Origin of the sequence: Streptomyces sp. ICC1 (assembly GCF_003287935.1) — a bacterium.
Lineage (GTDB): Bacteria > Actinomycetota > Actinomycetes > Streptomycetales > Streptomycetaceae > Streptomyces > Streptomyces tritrimontium.
The window spans coordinates 7674242-7691197 of the sequence record NZ_CP030287.1; the positions used below are offsets into that span (position 1 = coordinate 7674242).

The 16956-nt window shown below is 71.6% G+C and carries 17 protein-coding genes, 1 tRNA gene and 1 pseudogene; 15 read left to right on the forward strand and 4 right to left on the reverse strand.

The features are described 5' to 3' along the window. The first annotated feature begins 12 nt into the window (after positions 1-12). The 5 genes and pseudogenes from DRB96_RS35855 (at position 13) to DRB96_RS35875 (ending at position 3287) form a co-directional block, all read left to right on the forward strand. Positions 13-672: a hypothetical protein gene (locus DRB96_RS35855; RefSeq protein ID WP_112452177.1), complete on the forward strand. Its 660-nt coding sequence runs from the start codon at positions 13-15 to the stop codon at positions 670-672. Further along, positions 618-743: pseudogene (locus DRB96_RS45370) on the forward strand (sulfate ABC transporter substrate-binding protein); the annotation flags it as partial. The gene DRB96_RS35855 and the pseudogene DRB96_RS45370, both read left to right, overlap by 55 nt. Positions 744-783: 40 nt before the next feature. Further along, a complete protein-coding gene (locus tag DRB96_RS35865) occupies positions 784-1578 on the forward strand; it encodes an ABC transporter ATP-binding protein (RefSeq protein WP_112452178.1) in 795 nt (264 codons plus the stop codon). Beyond that, on the forward strand, positions 1565-2461 hold the full coding sequence (locus tag DRB96_RS35870; RefSeq protein ID WP_112452179.1) for an ABC transporter permease: 897 nt from the start codon (positions 1565-1567) through the stop codon (positions 2459-2461). The genes DRB96_RS35865 and DRB96_RS35870 overlap by 14 nt, the downstream gene beginning before the upstream one ends. Positions 2462-2543: 82 nt before the next feature. Continuing rightward, the gene (locus DRB96_RS35875; protein WP_239516753.1) at positions 2544-3287 is read left to right on the forward strand and encodes a sirohydrochlorin chelatase; all 744 of its coding nucleotides are present in this window, start codon (positions 2544-2546) and stop codon (positions 3285-3287) included. 91 nt (positions 3288-3378) lie between these two features. Here DRB96_RS35875 and DRB96_RS35880 read toward each other — a convergent pair whose 3' ends face one another. After that, positions 3379-4485, reverse strand: a complete 1107-nt coding sequence (locus DRB96_RS35880; RefSeq protein WP_112452181.1) for a helix-turn-helix transcriptional regulator — start codon at positions 4483-4485, stop codon at positions 3379-3381. A 141-nt stretch (positions 4486-4626) separates the two neighbouring features. On the opposite strand from DRB96_RS35880, the gene DRB96_RS35885 reads away from it, so the two are divergent. Next, positions 4627-4815, forward strand: a complete 189-nt coding sequence (locus tag DRB96_RS35885; protein WP_112452182.1) for a hypothetical protein — start codon at positions 4627-4629, stop codon at positions 4813-4815. 758 nt (positions 4816-5573) lie between these two features. Continuing rightward, complete coding sequence (locus DRB96_RS35895; protein WP_112452184.1) at positions 5574-6065, forward strand: hypothetical protein; 492 nt, start codon at positions 5574-5576, stop codon at positions 6063-6065. A gap of 426 nt (positions 6066-6491) precedes the next feature. Here the strand turns inward: DRB96_RS35895 and DRB96_RS35900 are convergent, their stop codons facing one another. Then, positions 6492-7493 carry a 2-dehydropantoate 2-reductase N-terminal domain-containing protein gene (locus DRB96_RS35900; RefSeq protein ID WP_112452185.1) on the reverse strand — a complete coding sequence of 334 codons (1002 nt, stop codon included), beginning with the start codon at positions 7491-7493 and terminating at the stop codon, positions 6492-6494. A 44-nt stretch (positions 7494-7537) separates the two neighbouring features. On the opposite strand from DRB96_RS35900, the gene DRB96_RS35905 reads away from it, so the two are divergent. Beyond that, positions 7538-8395: an aldo/keto reductase gene (locus DRB96_RS35905; protein WP_112452186.1), complete on the forward strand. Its 858-nt coding sequence runs from the start codon at positions 7538-7540 to the stop codon at positions 8393-8395. 28 nt (positions 8396-8423) lie between these two features. On the opposite strand, the gene DRB96_RS35910 is transcribed toward DRB96_RS35905, so the two are convergent. Then, on the reverse strand, positions 8424-8966 hold the full coding sequence (locus DRB96_RS35910) for an SMI1/KNR4 family protein (RefSeq protein WP_162689121.1): 543 nt from the start codon (positions 8964-8966) through the stop codon (positions 8424-8426). A 49-nt stretch (positions 8967-9015) separates the two neighbouring features. Here DRB96_RS35910 and DRB96_RS35915 point away from each other — a divergent pair, with 49 nt between their 5' ends. From DRB96_RS35915 to DRB96_RS35945, 7 genes are all read left to right on the forward strand, one after another. After that, on the forward strand, positions 9016-10710 hold the full coding sequence (locus DRB96_RS35915; RefSeq protein WP_239516403.1) for an ABC transporter substrate-binding protein: 1695 nt from the start codon (positions 9016-9018) through the stop codon (positions 10708-10710). Then, positions 10707-11666 carry an ABC transporter permease gene (locus DRB96_RS35920; RefSeq protein WP_112452189.1) on the forward strand — a complete coding sequence of 320 codons (960 nt, stop codon included), beginning with the start codon at positions 10707-10709 and terminating at the stop codon, positions 11664-11666. The genes DRB96_RS35915 and DRB96_RS35920 overlap by 4 nt, the downstream gene beginning before the upstream one ends. Next, complete coding sequence (locus DRB96_RS35925; RefSeq protein ID WP_112452190.1) at positions 11663-12517, forward strand: ABC transporter permease; 855 nt, start codon at positions 11663-11665, stop codon at positions 12515-12517. Before DRB96_RS35920 ends, DRB96_RS35925 begins: the two co-directional genes overlap by 4 nt. Next, positions 12514-13560, forward strand: coding sequence for an ABC transporter ATP-binding protein (locus DRB96_RS35930; protein WP_112452191.1), 1047 nt, complete (start codon positions 12514-12516; stop codon positions 13558-13560). The genes DRB96_RS35925 and DRB96_RS35930 overlap by 4 nt, the downstream gene beginning before the upstream one ends. Next, on the forward strand, positions 13557-14375 hold the full coding sequence (locus DRB96_RS35935) for an ABC transporter ATP-binding protein (protein WP_112452192.1): 819 nt from the start codon (positions 13557-13559) through the stop codon (positions 14373-14375). Before DRB96_RS35930 ends, DRB96_RS35935 begins: the two co-directional genes overlap by 4 nt. Before the next feature lie 121 nt (positions 14376-14496). Continuing rightward, entirely contained in the window at positions 14497-15642 is a 1146-nt protein-coding gene (locus DRB96_RS35940) for an agmatine deiminase family protein (RefSeq protein ID WP_112452193.1), read from the forward strand. Between the two features lie 214 nt (positions 15643-15856). Continuing rightward, a complete protein-coding gene (locus DRB96_RS35945) occupies positions 15857-16594 on the forward strand; it encodes a pyridoxamine 5'-phosphate oxidase family protein (protein WP_112452194.1) in 738 nt (245 codons plus the stop codon). 104 nt (positions 16595-16698) lie between these two features. Here DRB96_RS35945 and DRB96_RS35950 read toward each other — a convergent pair. Next, positions 16699-16786 (reverse strand) — tRNA-Leu (locus tag DRB96_RS35950). Positions 16787-16956: the final 170 nt, after the last annotated feature.

Sequence of the window (16956 nt, forward strand, 5' to 3'; positions counted from 1 at the left end):
AGGAACTCGCACGTGACCTCGACCCAGCTCCTCGACGCCCGGACCCCGGAACCGACGTCGATCTCTCCCGCCGAGGGACGGGCCGCCCGGCGCACGCGCCTGGCCCGCAAGCGGTCGCTGGCCGCCCGCTACCTCGGCTACGTCGGCTACTTCGTCGGCGCCGGCCTCATCAGCGGCGCCGTCGTCCACCACCCGCTCGACCCCGACCGCTACACCCGCATCGCCGCGTACGGCGCCTTCGTCTTCCTCGCGGCCACCATCCTCAACGAGTTCATCCTCACCAGGGAGCGGCCGGGCCTGCCGCGCATGCTGGTGGTGATCGGCGCCTCCCTGACGCTGTCCTTCGGCATCGGCATGCTCAGCGGCGGCCTCCAGCACTTCGACGACTTCCCCGCCCGCGGAGCCGTCCTCGTCCCCGCCGGACTCCTCGTCTCCTTCATCGCCTACGTCATCAAGGACGCGGACACCCCCACCCGCCGCATCTTCAGCCTCGTCGGCCTGGCCGTCCTCGCCACCGCCGCCCTCGCCTTCTTCGGCCTACGCGAGGTCGCCGCCTCCATGGAAAACACACCCGGCGGCGGGCACAGTCACGGCACCGCGGAAGAACCCGCCGCTGGGCCGTCAAGGCCAAGCTCATCGAGCAGCCCGACCTCACCGGCATCTACGACCTGACGCTCCTCAACAAGGTCCTCAAGGCCGCCGGCAAGCCCGAGGTCTCCGACGCCGACCTCGGCGCCAAGTGATCCCCTCTTCCCCGTCCCGAATCCCCAGGAGGTGACGACCATGGCCACCACGCTTGCCAAGGCTGCCGAGGGCACCGTAGCGGAGCAGACGCACGCCGCCCGTATCGAGCACGTCTCGAAGTCCTTCTCCGGCCCGGCCGGATCGCAGCTCGTCCTGGACGACATCAGCCTCGATGTCGCTCCCGGAGAGTTCGTCACCATCCTGGGCGCCTCGGGATGTGGAAAGTCCACCCTGCTCAACCTCGTCGCGGGGCTCGACAAGCCGACCGCCGGCGCCATCGAGACGCCCGGCGGGCGGCCGGCCCTGATGTTCCAGGAGCACGCCCTCTTCCCCTGGCTCACCGCGGGCAAGAACATCGAACTCGCCCTGCGGCTGCGCGGGGTGGCCAAGGCCGACCGCAAGCCGGAGGCCGAGCGGCTGCTCGAGCTGGTGCGGCTCGGCGGCTCGTACGGCAAGCGGGTCCACGAGCTGTCCGGCGGCATGCGCCAGCGCGTGGCCCTGGCCAGGGCGCTCGCCCAGGACAGCCAGCTGCTGCTGATGGACGAGCCGTTCGCCGCGCTCGACGCCATCACCCGGGACGTGCTGCACGGCGAGCTCACCCGCATCTGGGAAGAGACGAACCTGTCCGTCCTGTTCGTCACGCACAACGTCCGCGAGGCCGTACGGCTCGCGCAGCGTGTGGTCCTGCTGTCCTCGCGGCCCGGGCGGGTCGCGAAGGAGTGGACCGTGGGCATCCCGCAGCCGCGCCGCATCGAGGACGCGGACGTCGCGGAGCTGTCCCTTGAGATCACTGAACACCTGCGTGGGGAGATCCGCCGCCATGGCCAGCACTGACACCAGCCCCAAGACCTCGGCCAGGAGCGACGACCTCGCCGGCCTGGAGGCGGGGCTCGACGCCCTCGACGCCGTCCAGACCCACCGCACCCCGGTCCGCGAGGTGCTCCTCAAGAAGGTCCTGCCGCCGATCCTGGCCGTCGGCCTGGTCCTCGTCGTGTGGCAGATCCTCGTCGCGGCGAAGGTCACCGACGAGACCAAGCTCCCCGCCCTGTCCTCCGTCTGGGACAGCCTGTCCGACATGTGGCTCAAGGGGACCCTGCTCGAGGTCATCTGGACCAGCGTCTCGCGCGGTCTGCTCGGCTTCCTGCTGGCCCTGGCCATCGGCACCCCGCTCGGCCTGCTGGTCGCCCGGGTGAAGTTCGTGCGCGCCGCGATCGGCCCGATCCTCCAGGGGCTGCAGTCGCTGCCCTCGGTCGCGTGGGTGCCGCCGGCCGTGCTCTGGTTCGGACTCAACGACGCGATGATGTACACCGTCATCCTGCTCGGCGCCGTCCCCTCCATCGCCAACGGCCTCGTCTCCGGCATCGACCAGATCCCGCCGCTGTTCCTGCGGGCCGGCCGCACCCTCGGCGCCACCGGCCTGCGCGGGGCCCGGCACGTGGTCATGCCCGCCGCACTGCCCGGATACCTGGCGGGCCTCAAGCAGGGCTGGGCCTTCTCCTGGCGCTCGCTGATGGCCGCCGAGATCATCGCCAGCTCGCCCGACCTGGGCCTCGGCCTCGGCCAGCTGCTGGAGAACGGCCGCAACAACATCGACCTGCCGGGCGTGTTCCTCGCGATCATCCTGATCCTGGTCGTCGGCATCGCGATCGACCTGCTGATCTTCAGCCCGATCGAGCGGTGGGTGCTGCGCACCCGCGGCCTGCTGGTCAAGAGCTAGTCCCGTGTTCAGCGCCCACCACGCCCGCCAAGCCGGCCGGCACGACAGGCACGACCGGCAGGACCGCCACGACCGGCCGGCCCTGCTGGTCATCGCCCACGGCAGCCGCGACCCGCGGCACGCGGCGACCGTGCACGCCCTCACCCGGCGGGTACGGGCGCTGCGGCCGGGGGTGCGCGTGGAGACGGCCTTCCTGGACTTCGACGGCCCGACCGTCGACCAGTGCGTGGCCTCCCTCCACCTGGCGGGCGTCCGGGAGATCGTGGCCCTCCCGCTGCTCCTGACGCGGGCGTTCCACGCGAAGTCCGACATCCCGGCGGTCCTCGCCGCGGCCGCGTCCCACCTGCCGGACCTCTCGGTCCGTACCGCGGACGTGCTCGGCCCGTCCCCGCTGCTGCTGGCGAACCTCGAACGCCGCCTGTGGGAGGCCGGCCTCACCCCGGCGGACCGCGCCACCACCGGTGTGGTGCTCGCGTCCGCCGGTTCCTCAGACCCGGAGGCGATCGCAGTGATCGCTGAAACCGCGCGGGAGTGGCGGCACACCGGTTGGTGCGCCGTGCGGCCTGCGTTCGCCTCCGCTGTTCTCCCCCGTACGGAAGACGCCGTACGGGCCCTGCGCGCGGAGGGCGTCCGCCGGATCGCGGTGGCGCCGTACGTGATCGCCCCCGGCCGGCTGCCGGACCGCATCGCGGCGGGCGCGGAAGCCGCCGGCGCGGACGTGGTGGCCGACGTCCTGGGGCCCTCCCCGGAACTGGCCCGCCTGCTGCTGCGCCGCTACGAGGACGCGCTGCGCGCCCCGGCCCGCTTGTCGGCCCTGGCGGCGTAGCCGGTCTCTCCAGCCCCGCCGGCGTTTGAGGCGCGGGGTCTGGAGTGGAACCAACACCCTGGGGCGGGCATTTGGAAGGACTGGTGGATCGTCAGGACTCTTCAATCTCCGACATGAGCAGTCTCAGCGTGAGGGAATGCTTCTCCGGCGGCAGGGCATCCAGCGCGCCCCGTGCGTAGGCCACCCCGCCGGACACGTCGCCGGACCGGGCGAGCATCAGCCCCCGGTGCATTTCAAGGTGAGTGGCGAACCGGGGCAGCTCTGCAGGGAGTTCGCGGCGTGCTGCCTCCTGTGCCTCAACGGCTCCGTGCTCGTCACCCAGACGGGCCAGAAGAAGCGACAAGAAGACGTTCATCCGCCACCAGGGCACGGCGTAGTCGCTGGTCTGCTCGTACGATCCAGCCTTGTCGAAGATTCGCCGGCCGTCGTCGGCAAGCTTGAGTGCCGTGGCTCGGTCACCGCGAAGCGCGGCGGCATGGGCCTTACCCATCACAGCATTCAGGAGGCCGAGGGAGGGCCGTTCCGATATGGCCAAGGCTTGGTCTGCAAGCACGTCAGCCACTCCCAGCGATGCCCCCTCGTAGCCCAGGGCGATAGCTGCACGTCCACGTACCCACACGCGCGCGTCATCGTCTCCAGACTCGTCTGCGGCTCTCGCTGCCATCCGGTACCAGTGGACCGCTTTGGAGCCGTCCGACCCGGGAAACGTCTTTGCGTACAGAGTCATCAGCCGGGAAGCCACCGACCACAGCCGGGGGTTCTCCAACTGCTGCTGCACGGCGACGAGTTCACCGGAAACCCGACGCTGGATGTCCGCCGCACCCATCGACATGTACTCAGTGCCGTACGTAGTCAGTTTGGCTTCCCATGTGTCCACTGACGGTCCGCCCCGTAGTCGGGCGGCGAACCCTGCGCTGATCAGATCAGAGGCGATCACGGGGGCTATGGCAGCCCCGGCGACGTCGGTAAGGAACTCGCGTCGGTCCACTTCACCTTCAAGGACAGCTAGGGGAACGTCGAGAACGGCAGAGAGCGCGGCTAGGTAGAACGGGCCTGGCCTGACCTTGGAACACTCCCAGTTGCTGACGTACTCCCGCGTCAGCGTCGTGCCGTGCGCGTTGTTGATCTCCGAAGCTAACCGCCCTTGGCTCCAGCCGCGAGCCTTGCGGAGATCACGGATCAGTTCCCCGATGTCCATGCGCCCATCTTGCTACTAGGGCTGCCACTAGACCGAGGGATTCTTCGCCTTCCGAGCCGGTTGCCACTACGGATCACACTGGGCCGGGCTTCCTCGGCAGCGAGACGATCCCGAGCACCGAACGCGACGCGAGGGGTGCGCATGGTGACGGCAGCACAGCAGGAGACGGCACGGACCGATCAACTCGAACCGGTGCCCGTGTCTGGATGCGGGGTGTGCCTCGCGCTGGTCACGGCGCGTGAGATCTCGCGGGAAGCCGGCGATCCGTGCGCGGTGGCGGTGCAGAACGAGGAGCTTCGCAACCACCCGCACCGCCGGGCCACGGTATGAGCGTGATTTCGGTGATGCGCTACATCCCGTATGTCATGCGGCGGCACCCTTCCGCCGAGACGACAGCGACCGCGCGGTGCCTGGCTCCTGAGTGCGGTTGGTCTGCGGAACCGACGTCGAACGCTGATGTGTGCAGCGATATGTGCATTCAGCACACTGGCCGCACGGGCCACATGACGTTCGTCCGGGAGTTCTCGGAAGTAGCCGTTGTGGAGCGTGCCTAGTGACCGACGGCAACGAGCACCAGGACCACGTGCAGCCCAGCCGGCGAAGCGCGCTAGCCGTGACCCTCGGAGCGATCGCATGGATTGGAGTGGTCGCCTGCATCGTGGCCAAGGGGTGGGGCGCGTGATCCCGGCTGAGCAAGCCCGGGAAGTCCGCTGCGCTCTTCGGGAGATTGCTGCCGAGGATGCGATGCGTAAGCCGCCCCCGCCGTTCCCGTCGGGCTCGGGTGGCGTGTCGAGCCGTTCCCGGATGACCCTACAGATCACCCGTGTGGTGCTCGTTCGGTTGGCTCCCGGGGACTCCGAGCTGTTCGCACGGACCGGCGAGACGCGCGTAATTCGGTCCGGCAGACAAGGCCCGGTCATTCACCGGTCGGCAGCCGAACGAGCACGGTTCCGTGCTCTCGGCTACTGGGACGGGTTCGGAGTCGAGTTCCCGCCGTGCCAGTGCGCGTGGTGCGGGCCGACCCTCCACTGATCTCCCGTCCTTCACGGGGCGGGCAACACAACACCTTCAACAGCAACGGAGTTCACATGTCACAGACCACAGCCCATGAGACCGCTTTACCTTCGTCCAGCCTCCTCACGGCCACGGCCTTTGCAACCGCCGTTCGTACCGTCGAGAAGGCCAACCCCGAGCTGACGGACGGTATGGCCGATCGGATCGTCAGCGAGGCCGTGAAGTTCGTCGCGGCGGCAGCACTGAACAGCACTCCGGGCCTGGCACTGCGCCCGTCCCAAGTTGTCGATGAAGGCTGGCACGCGCTCATCACGGACACGAAGTCATACGCCGAGCTGTGCCAGCTGCTGGGCCGGTTCGTCCACCACGTCCCGGAAACCCCAGCAACGAAGAAGCACGACACAGCCACTGTCGACCGGACGCTCAAGGCGATCCGCGAAGCGGGGCACGAACCCGACGAGTACCTGTGGAGCCTGGAAGCACAATCGTCAGTTCTCGTCTCGGCCGATTGCATGCACAGCGAGTGCACGGACGGAGGGTCTGGCTGTGCGGCTCCGCCGAGCTAGCAAGGACTCTGGGCGGACAGCATCGTGGACGCACTCTGACCCGCTACCGTTGGCTACGTTCTGCCACTAGGAGGATGCGGTGAGCGAAGAAGCGCGTCGGGGCGACTGGGCGGATCCTCGGTACCGCGAGGCGGTCACACTGCTGGGCACCTGCCGGACCGTGAAGAGCCCCAGCCAGCGGCGACGCCGAGTCTGCCCGCACGGCGAGGGTGTGACGGTCATCGTTGACCCGGTCACCGGGCAGGCTCGCAACGTGGCCTGCGCGGCTTGCTGCTCGTCAACGACCTGAGGCGACGAAGAGCCCCATCCGAGCACACGCCGCACGGGGCTTTTCGAGCCTACTGACCTGGTGTTTTTCTAGATACCGGGGTGTAGGGTCCGCCGGGGCGGAGCCCCAGGAGACGCGGCGGCACCCGTACCCGGCGGCTACGCCCTCGACGCGGCCTCGTCGGCCAGGGCCGTCAGGTCCTCGACGGACATCGCACCCGGCGGGAGGCCCTCGCGGGCGAAGATGTTCGCGGCGCGCCGGAGCGTGTCGTTGACCGGCGTCGCCACCCCGTGCAGCCGCCCCAGCAGGACGACCTCCCCGTTGAGGTAGTCGGCCTCCACCGAGCCCGTGCCCCGGGCCAGGCTCTGCCAGGACGACCCTCCCCGCACCCCGGCCGGCTGCTCCACCCTGCCGTCGCGGGCCGCCGCCTGCTCGGCGTCGGAGGCGTAGGCGATCCCGGCGGCCTCGAAGGCGGCCTTCGCCTCGCGGACCGCCCGCAGCAGCAGCGCGGCCTTCGCCGGCTCCGGCTCGGGACCGGTGGTCGCCTGGATCGCGTTGCCCAGGTTGCCCAGCAGCTTGGCGTGCTTCCACCGCATGACGTCCTCGGCGACCGGCGCCCCGAACCCGGCCTTCTCCAGGTCGGCGGCGATCCGCCGGGCCCGCCCGTCCGCGCCGCCGGCGGCCTTGCCGATGTGCAGGATCCCGGTCAGCGGCGCGCACAGCGCGGAGACCACCCCGGGCTCCAGGAACGTCGCCGGCAGCCACACGCAGACCCCGTACACGCGGGCGAAGCGCCGCAGGGCGAGGCGCTCGCTCTCGACGCCGTTCTGCGCGCACAGCACCGGCAGCCGCTGGGCCGCCGTCCCGCCGCCCGCGACCTCCGCATCGCCCCAGGCGTCGAGCGCGGCGAGCGCGTCCTGGGTCTTGACCGTCAGCAACAGCACGTCGTCCGGGCGCAGTTCGCCGAGCTCGGCCGGGCCGGCGACCACGGGCAGCCGGTGCACGCGCTCCCCGTCCGCCGTGGTGAGCCGCAGCCCGTCGGCCCGCAGGGCCTCCGCGTGGGCGCCGCGCGCGACGAGGACGACCTCGCCGCCCGCTTCCGCGAGCCGTCCGCCGATGGTCGCGCCGATCGCCCCGGCGCCGATGATGATGTAACGCATTCCCCGAGCCTGGCACATCCCGGCTCCTGGGCTACCGTCGGGCCATGTCTGTTCATGCGGATGCGACGTTCCTCCTCGGTGGCGACCTGCCCGTACGCCGCCTCGGTCTCGGGACGGGCGGGCTGGTCGGCGACGGCTACTGGGGCCCGCGGGCGGGCCGCGCCGAGGCCCGTGCGCTGCTGCGCGCGGCGGTCGAGCGCGGGGTCACCCTGATCGACACCGCCGACAACTACGGCCCCCACCTGGCCGAGGAGCTGGTCGCCGAGGCCCTGCACCCGTACGGGGAGCGGCTGGTGGTCTCCACCAAGGGCGGGGTGGTGCGCACCGGCCCGGACCAGTGGCACCCCGCGGGCCGGCCCGAGCAGTTGCGGGCGATGTGCGAGGCGAGCCTGGCCAGGCTCCGGCTGGACCGGATCGACCTGTACCAGCTGCACCGCTTCGACCCGGCCGTCCCGGCGGCGGAGCAGCTGGGGACGCTGGCCGAGCTCCGGGCGGAGGGGAAGATCCGCCACATCGGGCTGAACACGGTGACGGCGGACCGGCTGCGGGAGGCGCTGGAGACCGTCCCGGTGGCCTCGGTGCAGAACCCGTACAACCTGCTGGACCGCTCCTCGGCGGAGCTCCTCGCACTGTGCGAGGAGCGCGGGATCGCCTTCCTGCCGTACTACCCGCTGGGCAGCGGCGCCCTGACCCGCGAGAGCGCGGCCGCGCTGACGACGGTCGCCGCCGAGCACGGCGCGTCCACCGGCCAGATCGCCCTGGCCTGGCTGCTGCACCACTCCCCCGTGCTGTGCCCCACGCCGGGCACGGGCTCCCCGGACCACCTGGCGGAGAACCTGGACGCGGCGACGGTCCGCCTGACCCCGCGCGAGGTGGCCCTGCTGGACGCCCTGACGGGCTGAGCGGACCCGGGCACGGCGGCCGGCGCACTCACCAGTAGGCCGTCGCGTCCCAGGGCTCGAAGAGCGCGAACTCGACCGGGTCGTCGTCCCGGTCGAGGCCGGGCAGCCCCTCGGTCTCGAACCGGCCGCGCTGCCAGGCGAGCAGGGTGTCGACGAGCCCGTACGGCAGCGGCGGCCCCTGCGGGGCGTGCCGGGGCCAGACGACGAGCGGCCAGGCGTCCGGGTCGGGGCCCTCGGTGAGCCAGCCGAGCACGTCCGCGTCGTTCGAGGTCGCGAAGGCCAGCAGCCCGCCGGGCTCCGGCCACACCGGGAAGGGGTCCTCGGCCCGCCATCCGCCGATGGCCCCCCGGTAGGCCTCGGCGTTCTGCTCCGCGAGCCGCCGGAATCCGCCGTCGGTGCGCAGCGGGGTGTGGAAGCGCAGCCAGTCGCCCCAGCAGCCGGCGCCGTACCGGTCCATGAGGGCCACGTACTCGGCGGGGAGGCGGGTGCCGAGCTCCTCGAAGAGCCGCTCCCAGGTGCCGCCCCCGAGGTACGGGCCGTCTCTTATACACATCCGAAGCTGCCGACGCACCAGAGCACCGATGTCCCCATCCTTGCCCTGGTCCAGAGCAGCCAGGTCCGTGTCCGCGTCCGTGTCCGCGTCCGACCCGTCCCCGGCCGGCCCGCCCGCCGCCCGCCGCCGCTCCGCGCGCGGCCGGTACGCGCTCCCCGTCGCGGCGCTGGCCGCCCTCAGCCTGGTCACCGCATGCTCCGGCCCGCCCAAGGCGGGCGGCGGGACCACGTCGGACGCCGGCTTCAAGCTCTCCGCGGGCACTCCGGCCGCCGCGGGCGAGCTGGACTCCTTCACCTGGGCCCTGTACGCGGAACCCCCGACGCTGGACTACATCTCGGCCTTCGACTACCCGCAGAACACGATCCTGTCGAACGTCTGCGAGAGCCTGATGCGGTGGACCCCGCAGCTCACCATGGCTCCGGGTCTGGCCGAGAAGGCCTCCAACCCCACCCCCCTGACGTGGGTCTACGATCTGCGCGCGGGCGTGCGCTTCCACGACGGCGGCACGATGACCCCCGAGGACGTCGTCTACAGCCTCGGCCGTCAGATGGACCCGGCGAACGGGGCGGCCTGGAACAGCAACTTCTCCAACGTCGAGTCCGTCACCAAGACCGGCCCGCTCCAGGTGACCGTCTCGCTGAAGCAGCCCGACTCGCAGTTCCCGCAGTACATGGCGACGGCGGCCGGCGTGGTCGCCTCCGAGGCCGGCGTGGAGAAGGCCGGCGAGGACTACGGCACCGCCGGCAGCCTCGACTGCACCGGCCCCTTCTCGCTGGGCAGCTGGAACAAGGGCCAGTCCATCGAGCTCAAGCGCTTCGACGGCTACTGGGGCCCCAAGGCCAAGTCCGCGAAGGCCGTCTTCACCTTCCTCACCGACCCCTCGGCCCGTACCAACGCCATGCTGAGCGGCGAGGCGGACGGCGGGTACCTGATCCCCACCGAGAGCTACTCCCGGCTGAGCAACAGCGGCACGGGCAAGCTCTACTTCGGCGAGGGCCTCAGCACCGTCAACGTCAACGTGACCAGCATGAAGGGCGCGCTCGGCGACGTCCGCGTCCGCCGGGCACTGTCCCTGGCCCTGGACCGGCGCGGCTTCGTCAAGGCGGGCCTGGGCGGCGCGGGCACCGTCACCACCTCGCTCACCACCAAGGCCGCCTGGGCCGAGGCTCCCGAGGACGTCCGCAAGGCCGCCTTCGACGGGCTCCCCTCGCCCGAGCAGAACATCGAGGCCGCCAAGCGGATGATCGAGGAGGCGGGGGCCACCGGGAAGACGGTGACCATCGCCACCAGCTCGATCGGCCAGGACGTCTCGCTGCTGGCCACCGCCGTCCAGGACGCCGGCACCAAGATCGGGCTGAAGGTCGTGCTGAAGACCATCGCCCCCAACGCCTTCACCTCGCTGTTCACCGATCCCGCGGCGCGCGAGGGCCTCGACATGTTCCCGGAGACGTACTACGACTCCATCACCGACCCGATGGACCTGCTGAGCAACTTCCAGACCGGGGCCTACCAGAACTACGCCGGCTACAGCGACGAGGCGTACGACGCGCTGAACGACAAGGCCCGGGCCGAGTACGACCCCGCCAAGCGCTTCGCGACCGCCGCCGAAATGCAGAAGAAGGCCGCCGACCAGGTGCTGTGGATCCCGGTCGCCGAGTGGCCGACCGCCGTCTTCCTGAACAAGCGGATCACGGGCGCGCCCACCACCATCTCCTACCTCTACCACCCGTGGGCGGCGGACGTCGGGGCGGCCGCGAAATGAGCTTCCTGCGCTTCGCCGCACGCCGGCTGGCCGAAATGGCGGCCACCCTGCTCGGCGCCTCCTTCGTGATCTTCGGCGCCCTGTACCTGGCCCCCGGCAACCCGGCGAGCTTCCTCCTCGGGGGCCGCTCCGCCTCCCCGGAGGCCCTGCAGGCGATCAACGAGCACTACCACCTGGACGACCCGTTCGCGGAGCGGTACCTGCACTGGCTCGGGCAGGTCGTCCAGGGCGACTTCGGCCGCTCGATCACCTACCGCACCGACGTGTCGCGGCTGCTGGCGGACCGCCTGCCCAACACCCTGATGCTGATCTCGATGGCGCTCGTACTGGTCCTCGTGTTCGGGCTGATCCTGGGCTGGACCGGCGCGGTCCGCGGCGGGAGCACCGACTCGGCGATCCTGGTGACGACCACCTTCGCCATCGGCACCCCGTCGTTCGTCGCCGCCGTCCTGCTGCAGGGCCTGTTCGCGGTGCGGCTGCACTGGTTCCCCACCGGGGGAACCGGCGACGGGTTCGGGCAGATGCTGTGGCACCTGACCCTGCCGGCCGTCGCGCTGGCGCTCTACCTGATCGGCATGCTCGCCCGCGTCACGCGCGCCGCGATGCTCGACGTCCTGGGCCAGGAGCACGTCACGGTCGCCCGGAGCCGGGGGGTCCGCGACAGCCTGGTCATCCGGCGCCACGTGTTCCGCAACGCCCTGGGCACCGTGCTCACCACCGGCGGGCTCATCGTCTCCACCCTGCTCGTCTGCACCGTCCTGGTGGAATCGGCGTTCAGCGTGGGCGGCATCGGCCAGCTCCTCGAACTGTCCACCACCACCAAGGACTTCCCCACCGTGCAGGCCATCTCCCTCATCATGGTCGCGCTGTTCATGACGGTGAACCTCGTCGTGGACCTGCTCCACCCGCTGGTCGACCCCCGGGTCTCCCTCGACCCCTCGAAGAAGGCCGCGTGAGTGCCGTCCTGGTGCGCCGGCCGGGCCTCTCCCGGTTCCGGACCACTCGCGCCCCCCTCTCCGTGCTCTGCGCCGGGTTCGTCGCCGTCGTCGTCCTCGTCGCGGTGCTCGCCCCCTGGATCACCCCCTACGATCCCAACACCGCCGACCTGGGCAACGCCCTCGCGGGCCCTTCCGCCGACCACCTCCTCGGGGTCGACGCCTCCGGCCGCGACACGCTGTCGCGGCTGATCCTGGGAGCCCGCACCTCCCTCCTCGGCCCGCTCGGCGTGGTCGCCTTCTCCACCGCGGCCGGCGTGGCCATCGGCACCGCCGCCGCGTGGCGGGGCGGCTGGCTTGACTCGGTCCTGTCCCGCAGCACCGAGCTGGTCTTCGCCTTCCCCGGCATGCTGCTCGCCATCCTGATCGTCTCGGTGTACGGCGAGGGGCTGCTCGCCCCCGTCATCGCCCTGGCCATCGCCTACCTGCCCTACGTCAGTCGGCTCACCCGCTCCCTCGTCCTGGCCGAACGCTCCCGCCCGTACGTGGAGGCCTACCGGGTGCAGGGCCACTCGGGGGCGCAGATCTGCCTGCGCCACGTCATCCCCGCCGTCATGCCCGTCGTCCTGGCCCAGTCCACGATCAACTTCGGCTACGCCCTGATCGACCTGGCCGGGCTCTCCTTCCTCGGGCTGGGCGTACCGGCCCTGACCCCCGACTGGGGCCGCATGGTCTTCGACGGCAACGCCGCCATCCAGGCCGGGTACCCGCTCTCGGCGGTCGTGCCGTGTGTGGCCATCGTGCTGACCGTGGTCGCCTTCAACGTCGTCGGCGAGCGCTGGGCCGACAAGGTAGCCAGGAGGACCCCATGAGCCCGGTGCACACCCTTGAGATCCAGGGGCTGCGGCTGCGCCTGCCGGACACCGCCCGGCCCGTCCTGGACGGGGTCGACCTCGCCGTCGGCCCCCGCGAGACGGTCGCGCTGGTCGGCGAGTCCGGATCCGGCAAGAGCCTCACCTCGCGGAGCGTGCTGGGGCTGCTGCCCGGGGGCGCCCGGGCGGAGGGCCGGGTGCGGGTGGTCGGCGATGACGTGCTGACGATGACGCCCGCGCAGCTGCGGGTGCTGCGGACCGGCACGGCGGCCATGATCTTCCAGGATCCCCGGGCGGCCGTGAACCCGATGCGCCGCGTCGGCGACTTCCTCACCGAGAGCCTGCGGCTGAACGCCAAGGCGTCCAAGGCGACCGCCGAGGAGCGGGCGGTGGAGATGCTGGAGGCCGTCGGCCTCACGGCGGGGGCGCTGCGCAAGTATCCCGGCCAGTTGTCCGGCGGGATGCTGCAACGGGTCGTGATCGCGGCCGCGTTGATGGGCGATCCCGCCCTGATCCTCGCCGACGAGCCCACCACGGCTCTGGACGTCACCACCCAGGCCGAGGTGGTCGCCCTCCTCGGTGATCTGCGCGAACGCTTCGGCACCGGGCTGCTGTTCGTCACGCACGACCTCGGACTCGCCGCCGCGATCAGCGACCGCGTGTACGTGATGTACGCGGGCCGGATCGTGGAAACGGGCCCGGCCGACGAGCTGTTCACCCGGCCCCGCCACCCGTACACGGTGGCGCTGCTGGACTCCACCCCGCGCCTGGACGGGCCGCGGGGGCGGCTCGCCGCCATCGACGGCCGGCCCCCGGGCCTGCGCGAGGAGCTCACCGGTTGCCCCTTCGCGGCGCGCTGCGCGTTCGCCACCGACGTGTGCACGCGCGAGGCACCGGAGCTCCTCCCGGTCGCCGGCGAGCCGGGCCGGCTGACCTCCTGCCACCACGGCGACCTGGTCGCGCGGGCTGAACGGGACCGCGCGGAGCGTACGGAGCGTACGGACGGCACGGAAGGTACGGAACGGAAGGAACTCCACTCATGACGACGACGACGGCGACCGCGGCGAAGACCGTCCTGGAAGTCGCGGGCCTGTACCGGTCCTTCGGCGGTGTCCGGGCCGTGGACGACGTGTCGTTCGTGCTGCCCGAGGGCGGCTCCCTGGGCATCGTCGGCGAATCGGGGTCGGGCAAGACGACCACCGCCCGCATCGTGGTAGGCCTGGAGCGCGCGGACACGGGCCGGGTCCTGATCCACGGCCGCGACCGGGGCGAGCACCGGCGCGGCAAGGCCGGGCGCCTGGAGCGGGCCCGGGAGATCCAGATGGTCTTCCAGGACCCCTTCCTGTCCCTGGACCCGCGCACCACGGTGGGCGGAGCGCTGTGGGAGACCCTGAAGCTGCACTTCCCCGGCACCGACCACACCCGCCGGATCACCGAACTGCTCGACCAGGTCGGCCTCGGGGCCCGCGAGGCCGACGCCCTGCCCCGACGGCTCTCGGGCGGGCAGCGCCAGCGCGTCGCGATCGCCCGGGCGCTGGCGGTCGAACCGTCCGTCCTCGTCCTGGACGAGGCGGTGGCCGCCCTGGACGTCTCGGTGCAGGCGCAGATCCTGAACCTGCTCTTCGACATCCGCGAACAGACCGGCATCGGCTACCTGTTCATCACCCACGACCTCGGCGTCGTCCGCTGTGTCACCGATGAAGTGATCGTCATGCGGAACGGCCGGATCGTGGAGGCGGGACCGACGGCACAGGTCCTCGCCGACCCCCAGCACCCTTACACGCGCCTGCTCCTGGAGTCCGTACCCCGCCCGGGGTGGGACCCGCGGGGCATCGCCGCCGCGCGCCGCGCCTTGTGAGGGGGCCGTGGGCGCGGCGGCGCCCACGGCCGCCACGCCAGCACGCCAGCACGCCAGCACGCCAGTACGCCAGCACCTCAACGCATTCGACCGTCCACGCACGACTGATCGGAGAGCAGAGATGAACGAGCACACCGTACGGACTCTGGACAGACGGGGTTTCCTGACCGCGGCGGGCGTCACCGCCGCCGGCGCCGCCATCGCGGCGGTCGGCGGGCAGGCCTTCGCGGCCGTCCGCCCGTCGGCTGCGGCCGCCGCCGGGAGCTTCGCCGTCCCGATCGACACCGTCCGGCACACCCGGACCTGGATGGCGTGGCCCGACAGCTCCGCCATCTGGGGCCGCCAGCTGGCCGGCGTACAGGCGAACATAGCCCTCATCGCGAAGACCATCGCGAAGTACGAGCCGGTCGTCATGTGTGCCAACTCCGCGAGCGTCTCCAAGGCCAGGAGCGCCTGCGGTTCGGCCGTCACCGTCATCAGCACGATCCCGGTCGACGACTGCTGGATGCGCGACAGCGGCCCGGTGTTCCGTACCAACGGGGCGGGCGGCCTGGACGCGGTCGGCCTGAACTTCAACGGCTGGGGCAACCAGCAGACCCACGCCAAGGACTCCCTGGTCGCCGGCCGGGTCGCCGCCTACGCCGGAGTGCCGTTCTCCACCGCGGGCTTCATCGGCGAGGGCGGCGCGGTGGAGACGGACGGCGCCGGCACCCTCATGGCCACCCGCAGCTCCCTCATCAACCCGGACCGCAACCCGAGCCTCAGCCAGGCCCAGCTGGAAGCGGCCATGTGCGCCGCCTTCGGCGCCTCCAAGGTCGTCTGGTTCAAGGGCGTCCTCGGCCGGGACATCACCGACGACCACGTCGACGCGACGTCCCGGTTCCTCTCGGAGGGCTCGGGCCTGGTGCAGTGGCCGCTCGCCAGCGACACGGACGCCTGGTCTAAGGACGCGCGCCAGCAGTTCCAGATCCTGTCCACCACCACCAACGCCCAGGGGCACCCGGTCGCGGTCACCAAGATCCAGGGCCCGAACTACGACAAGATCCGCTCCACGAGCCCCGACTTCGTGGCCGCCTACGCCAACTACTACGTGTGCAACGGCGCGGTCATCTCCTCGCAGTTCGGTGACGCGAGCGCGGACGCCGCGGCCAGGGTCACCCTCCAGCGGGCCTTCCCGGGCCGGACCATCGAGCAGCTCAACACCGACAGCCTCGGCGCGGGCGGCGGCGGCATCCACTGCGTCACCCAGCAGCAGCCGGTCCCGTAACGGCGGGCCCCGCCCCGCCACCCGAGGACGGAGCCACCCGACCGCCGGGCCGCCAGGCCGCCGGACGGGAGAACGCGTCTGGCCCCCTGCTGACCACGGGGGGCCAGACAGCCTTTCCGGCCCTTCCGCCGGGTCCGCGCGTCGGACGGGGGCGGAGGCGGGAGGCCGCGTTCTACTGGCAGGCACGGAGATCCGTCCCCGCTGTGGAGGTCGCATGAGCAACGCCCCGGACAGCCCGCCCGCCGCCCCCACGGGGTCGTACGCGCCGACCGACCTGACCGTTCCGGGCCGGATGCGGGAGTGGGCTTCGTACGACCGGAACCTGGTGCACGCGATCCTCGACGAGGCGTTCGTCTGCCACCTGGGCTTCGTCCGCGACGGCAGGCCCGTGGTCCTGCCCACCCTGTACGCCCGGGTCGGCGAACGCCTCTACCTGCACGGCGCGGTGGACTCCCGGCCCATGCGGCTGGCCGAGGCGGGCGGGAGCCGGTCCGACGGGGAGGACTCCGGCCTGGACGTCTGCGTGACCGTCACCCACCTGGACGGGCTGATCCTGGGCCGGTCCGCCTTCCGGCACTCCGTCAACTACCGCTCCGTGGTCGCCCACGGCCGCGCGCACCGCGTGACCGATCCCGAGGAGAAGGGCCGGGCGCTCCGGACGATCGTGGAACACGTCGTCCCGGGCCGGTCCGCGGACACCCGCCCGCCCGACGCGCGGGAGCTCGACGGCGTCGCCGTCCTGCGCCTCGACCTGAACGAGGTCTCCGCGAAGTCCCGCGTCGGCGGGCCGAACGACGAGCCCGGGGACGCCGGCCTTCCGCACTGGTCGGGGCAGGTCCCGCTGATCCGGGGGTACGGCACGCCGGTCCCCGCGGCGGACATCACCCCCGGAGTCGCCCTGCCCGAGTACCTCATGCGGCTGGTCCGCCCCGCGGGACCGGCCACCGCCTGAGCGGCACCGTACGACGGGCCGCACGACGGACCGTACGACCAGTGGATGCTCTTCATCGAGAAGTCCGGAAACGCAAAAGAACCCCACCGAAGTGGGGTTCCTGCTGGTGTCCGAGGGGGGACTTGAACCCCCACGCCCGATAAAGGGCACTAGCACCTCAAGCTAGCGCGTCTGCCATTCCGCCACCCGGACCAGGTGGTCGGCCCCGGTTTCCCGCGGCGACATGGACAACAATAGCAAAGGTTCGGCGCGGTTCCGACCAGGTATTTCACCCGGGCCGAGTCCGACGCGCCGCGCTGACCTGCGGGCATGTCCGGGGGCGGGCCCCGCGGGTCAGGCGAGACGGGGCGTCTCTCGATCGG

Coding starts and splice junctions, on each gene's coding strand:
- DRB96_RS35865 (WP_112452178.1), top strand. CDS start 784: ATGGCCACCACGCTTGCCAAGGCTGCCGAGGGCACCGTAGCGGAGCAG.
- DRB96_RS35920 (WP_112452189.1), top strand. CDS start 10,707: ATGAGCTTCCTGCGCTTCGCCGCACGCCGGCTGGCCGAAATGGCGGCC.
- DRB96_RS35930 (WP_112452191.1), top strand. CDS start 12,514: ATGAGCCCGGTGCACACCCTTGAGATCCAGGGGCTGCGGCTGCGCCTG.
- DRB96_RS35895 (WP_112452184.1), top strand. CDS start 5,574: ATGTCACAGACCACAGCCCATGAGACCGCTTTACCTTCGTCCAGCCTC.
- DRB96_RS35935 (WP_112452192.1), top strand. CDS start 13,557: ATGACGACGACGACGGCGACCGCGGCGAAGACCGTCCTGGAAGTCGCG.
- DRB96_RS35885 (WP_112452182.1), top strand. CDS start 4,627: ATGGTGACGGCAGCACAGCAGGAGACGGCACGGACCGATCAACTCGAA.
- DRB96_RS35900 (WP_112452185.1), bottom strand. CDS start 7,493: ATGCGTTACATCATCATCGGCGCCGGGGCGATCGGCGCGACCATCGGC.
- DRB96_RS35940 (WP_112452193.1), top strand. CDS start 14,497: ATGAACGAGCACACCGTACGGACTCTGGACAGACGGGGTTTCCTGACC.
- DRB96_RS35905 (WP_112452186.1), top strand. CDS start 7,538: ATGTCTGTTCATGCGGATGCGACGTTCCTCCTCGGTGGCGACCTGCCC.
- DRB96_RS35870 (WP_112452179.1), top strand. CDS start 1,565: ATGGCCAGCACTGACACCAGCCCCAAGACCTCGGCCAGGAGCGACGAC.
- DRB96_RS35880 (WP_112452181.1), bottom strand. CDS start 4,485: ATGGACATCGGGGAACTGATCCGTGATCTCCGCAAGGCTCGCGGCTGG.
- DRB96_RS35945 (WP_112452194.1), top strand. CDS start 15,857: ATGAGCAACGCCCCGGACAGCCCGCCCGCCGCCCCCACGGGGTCGTAC.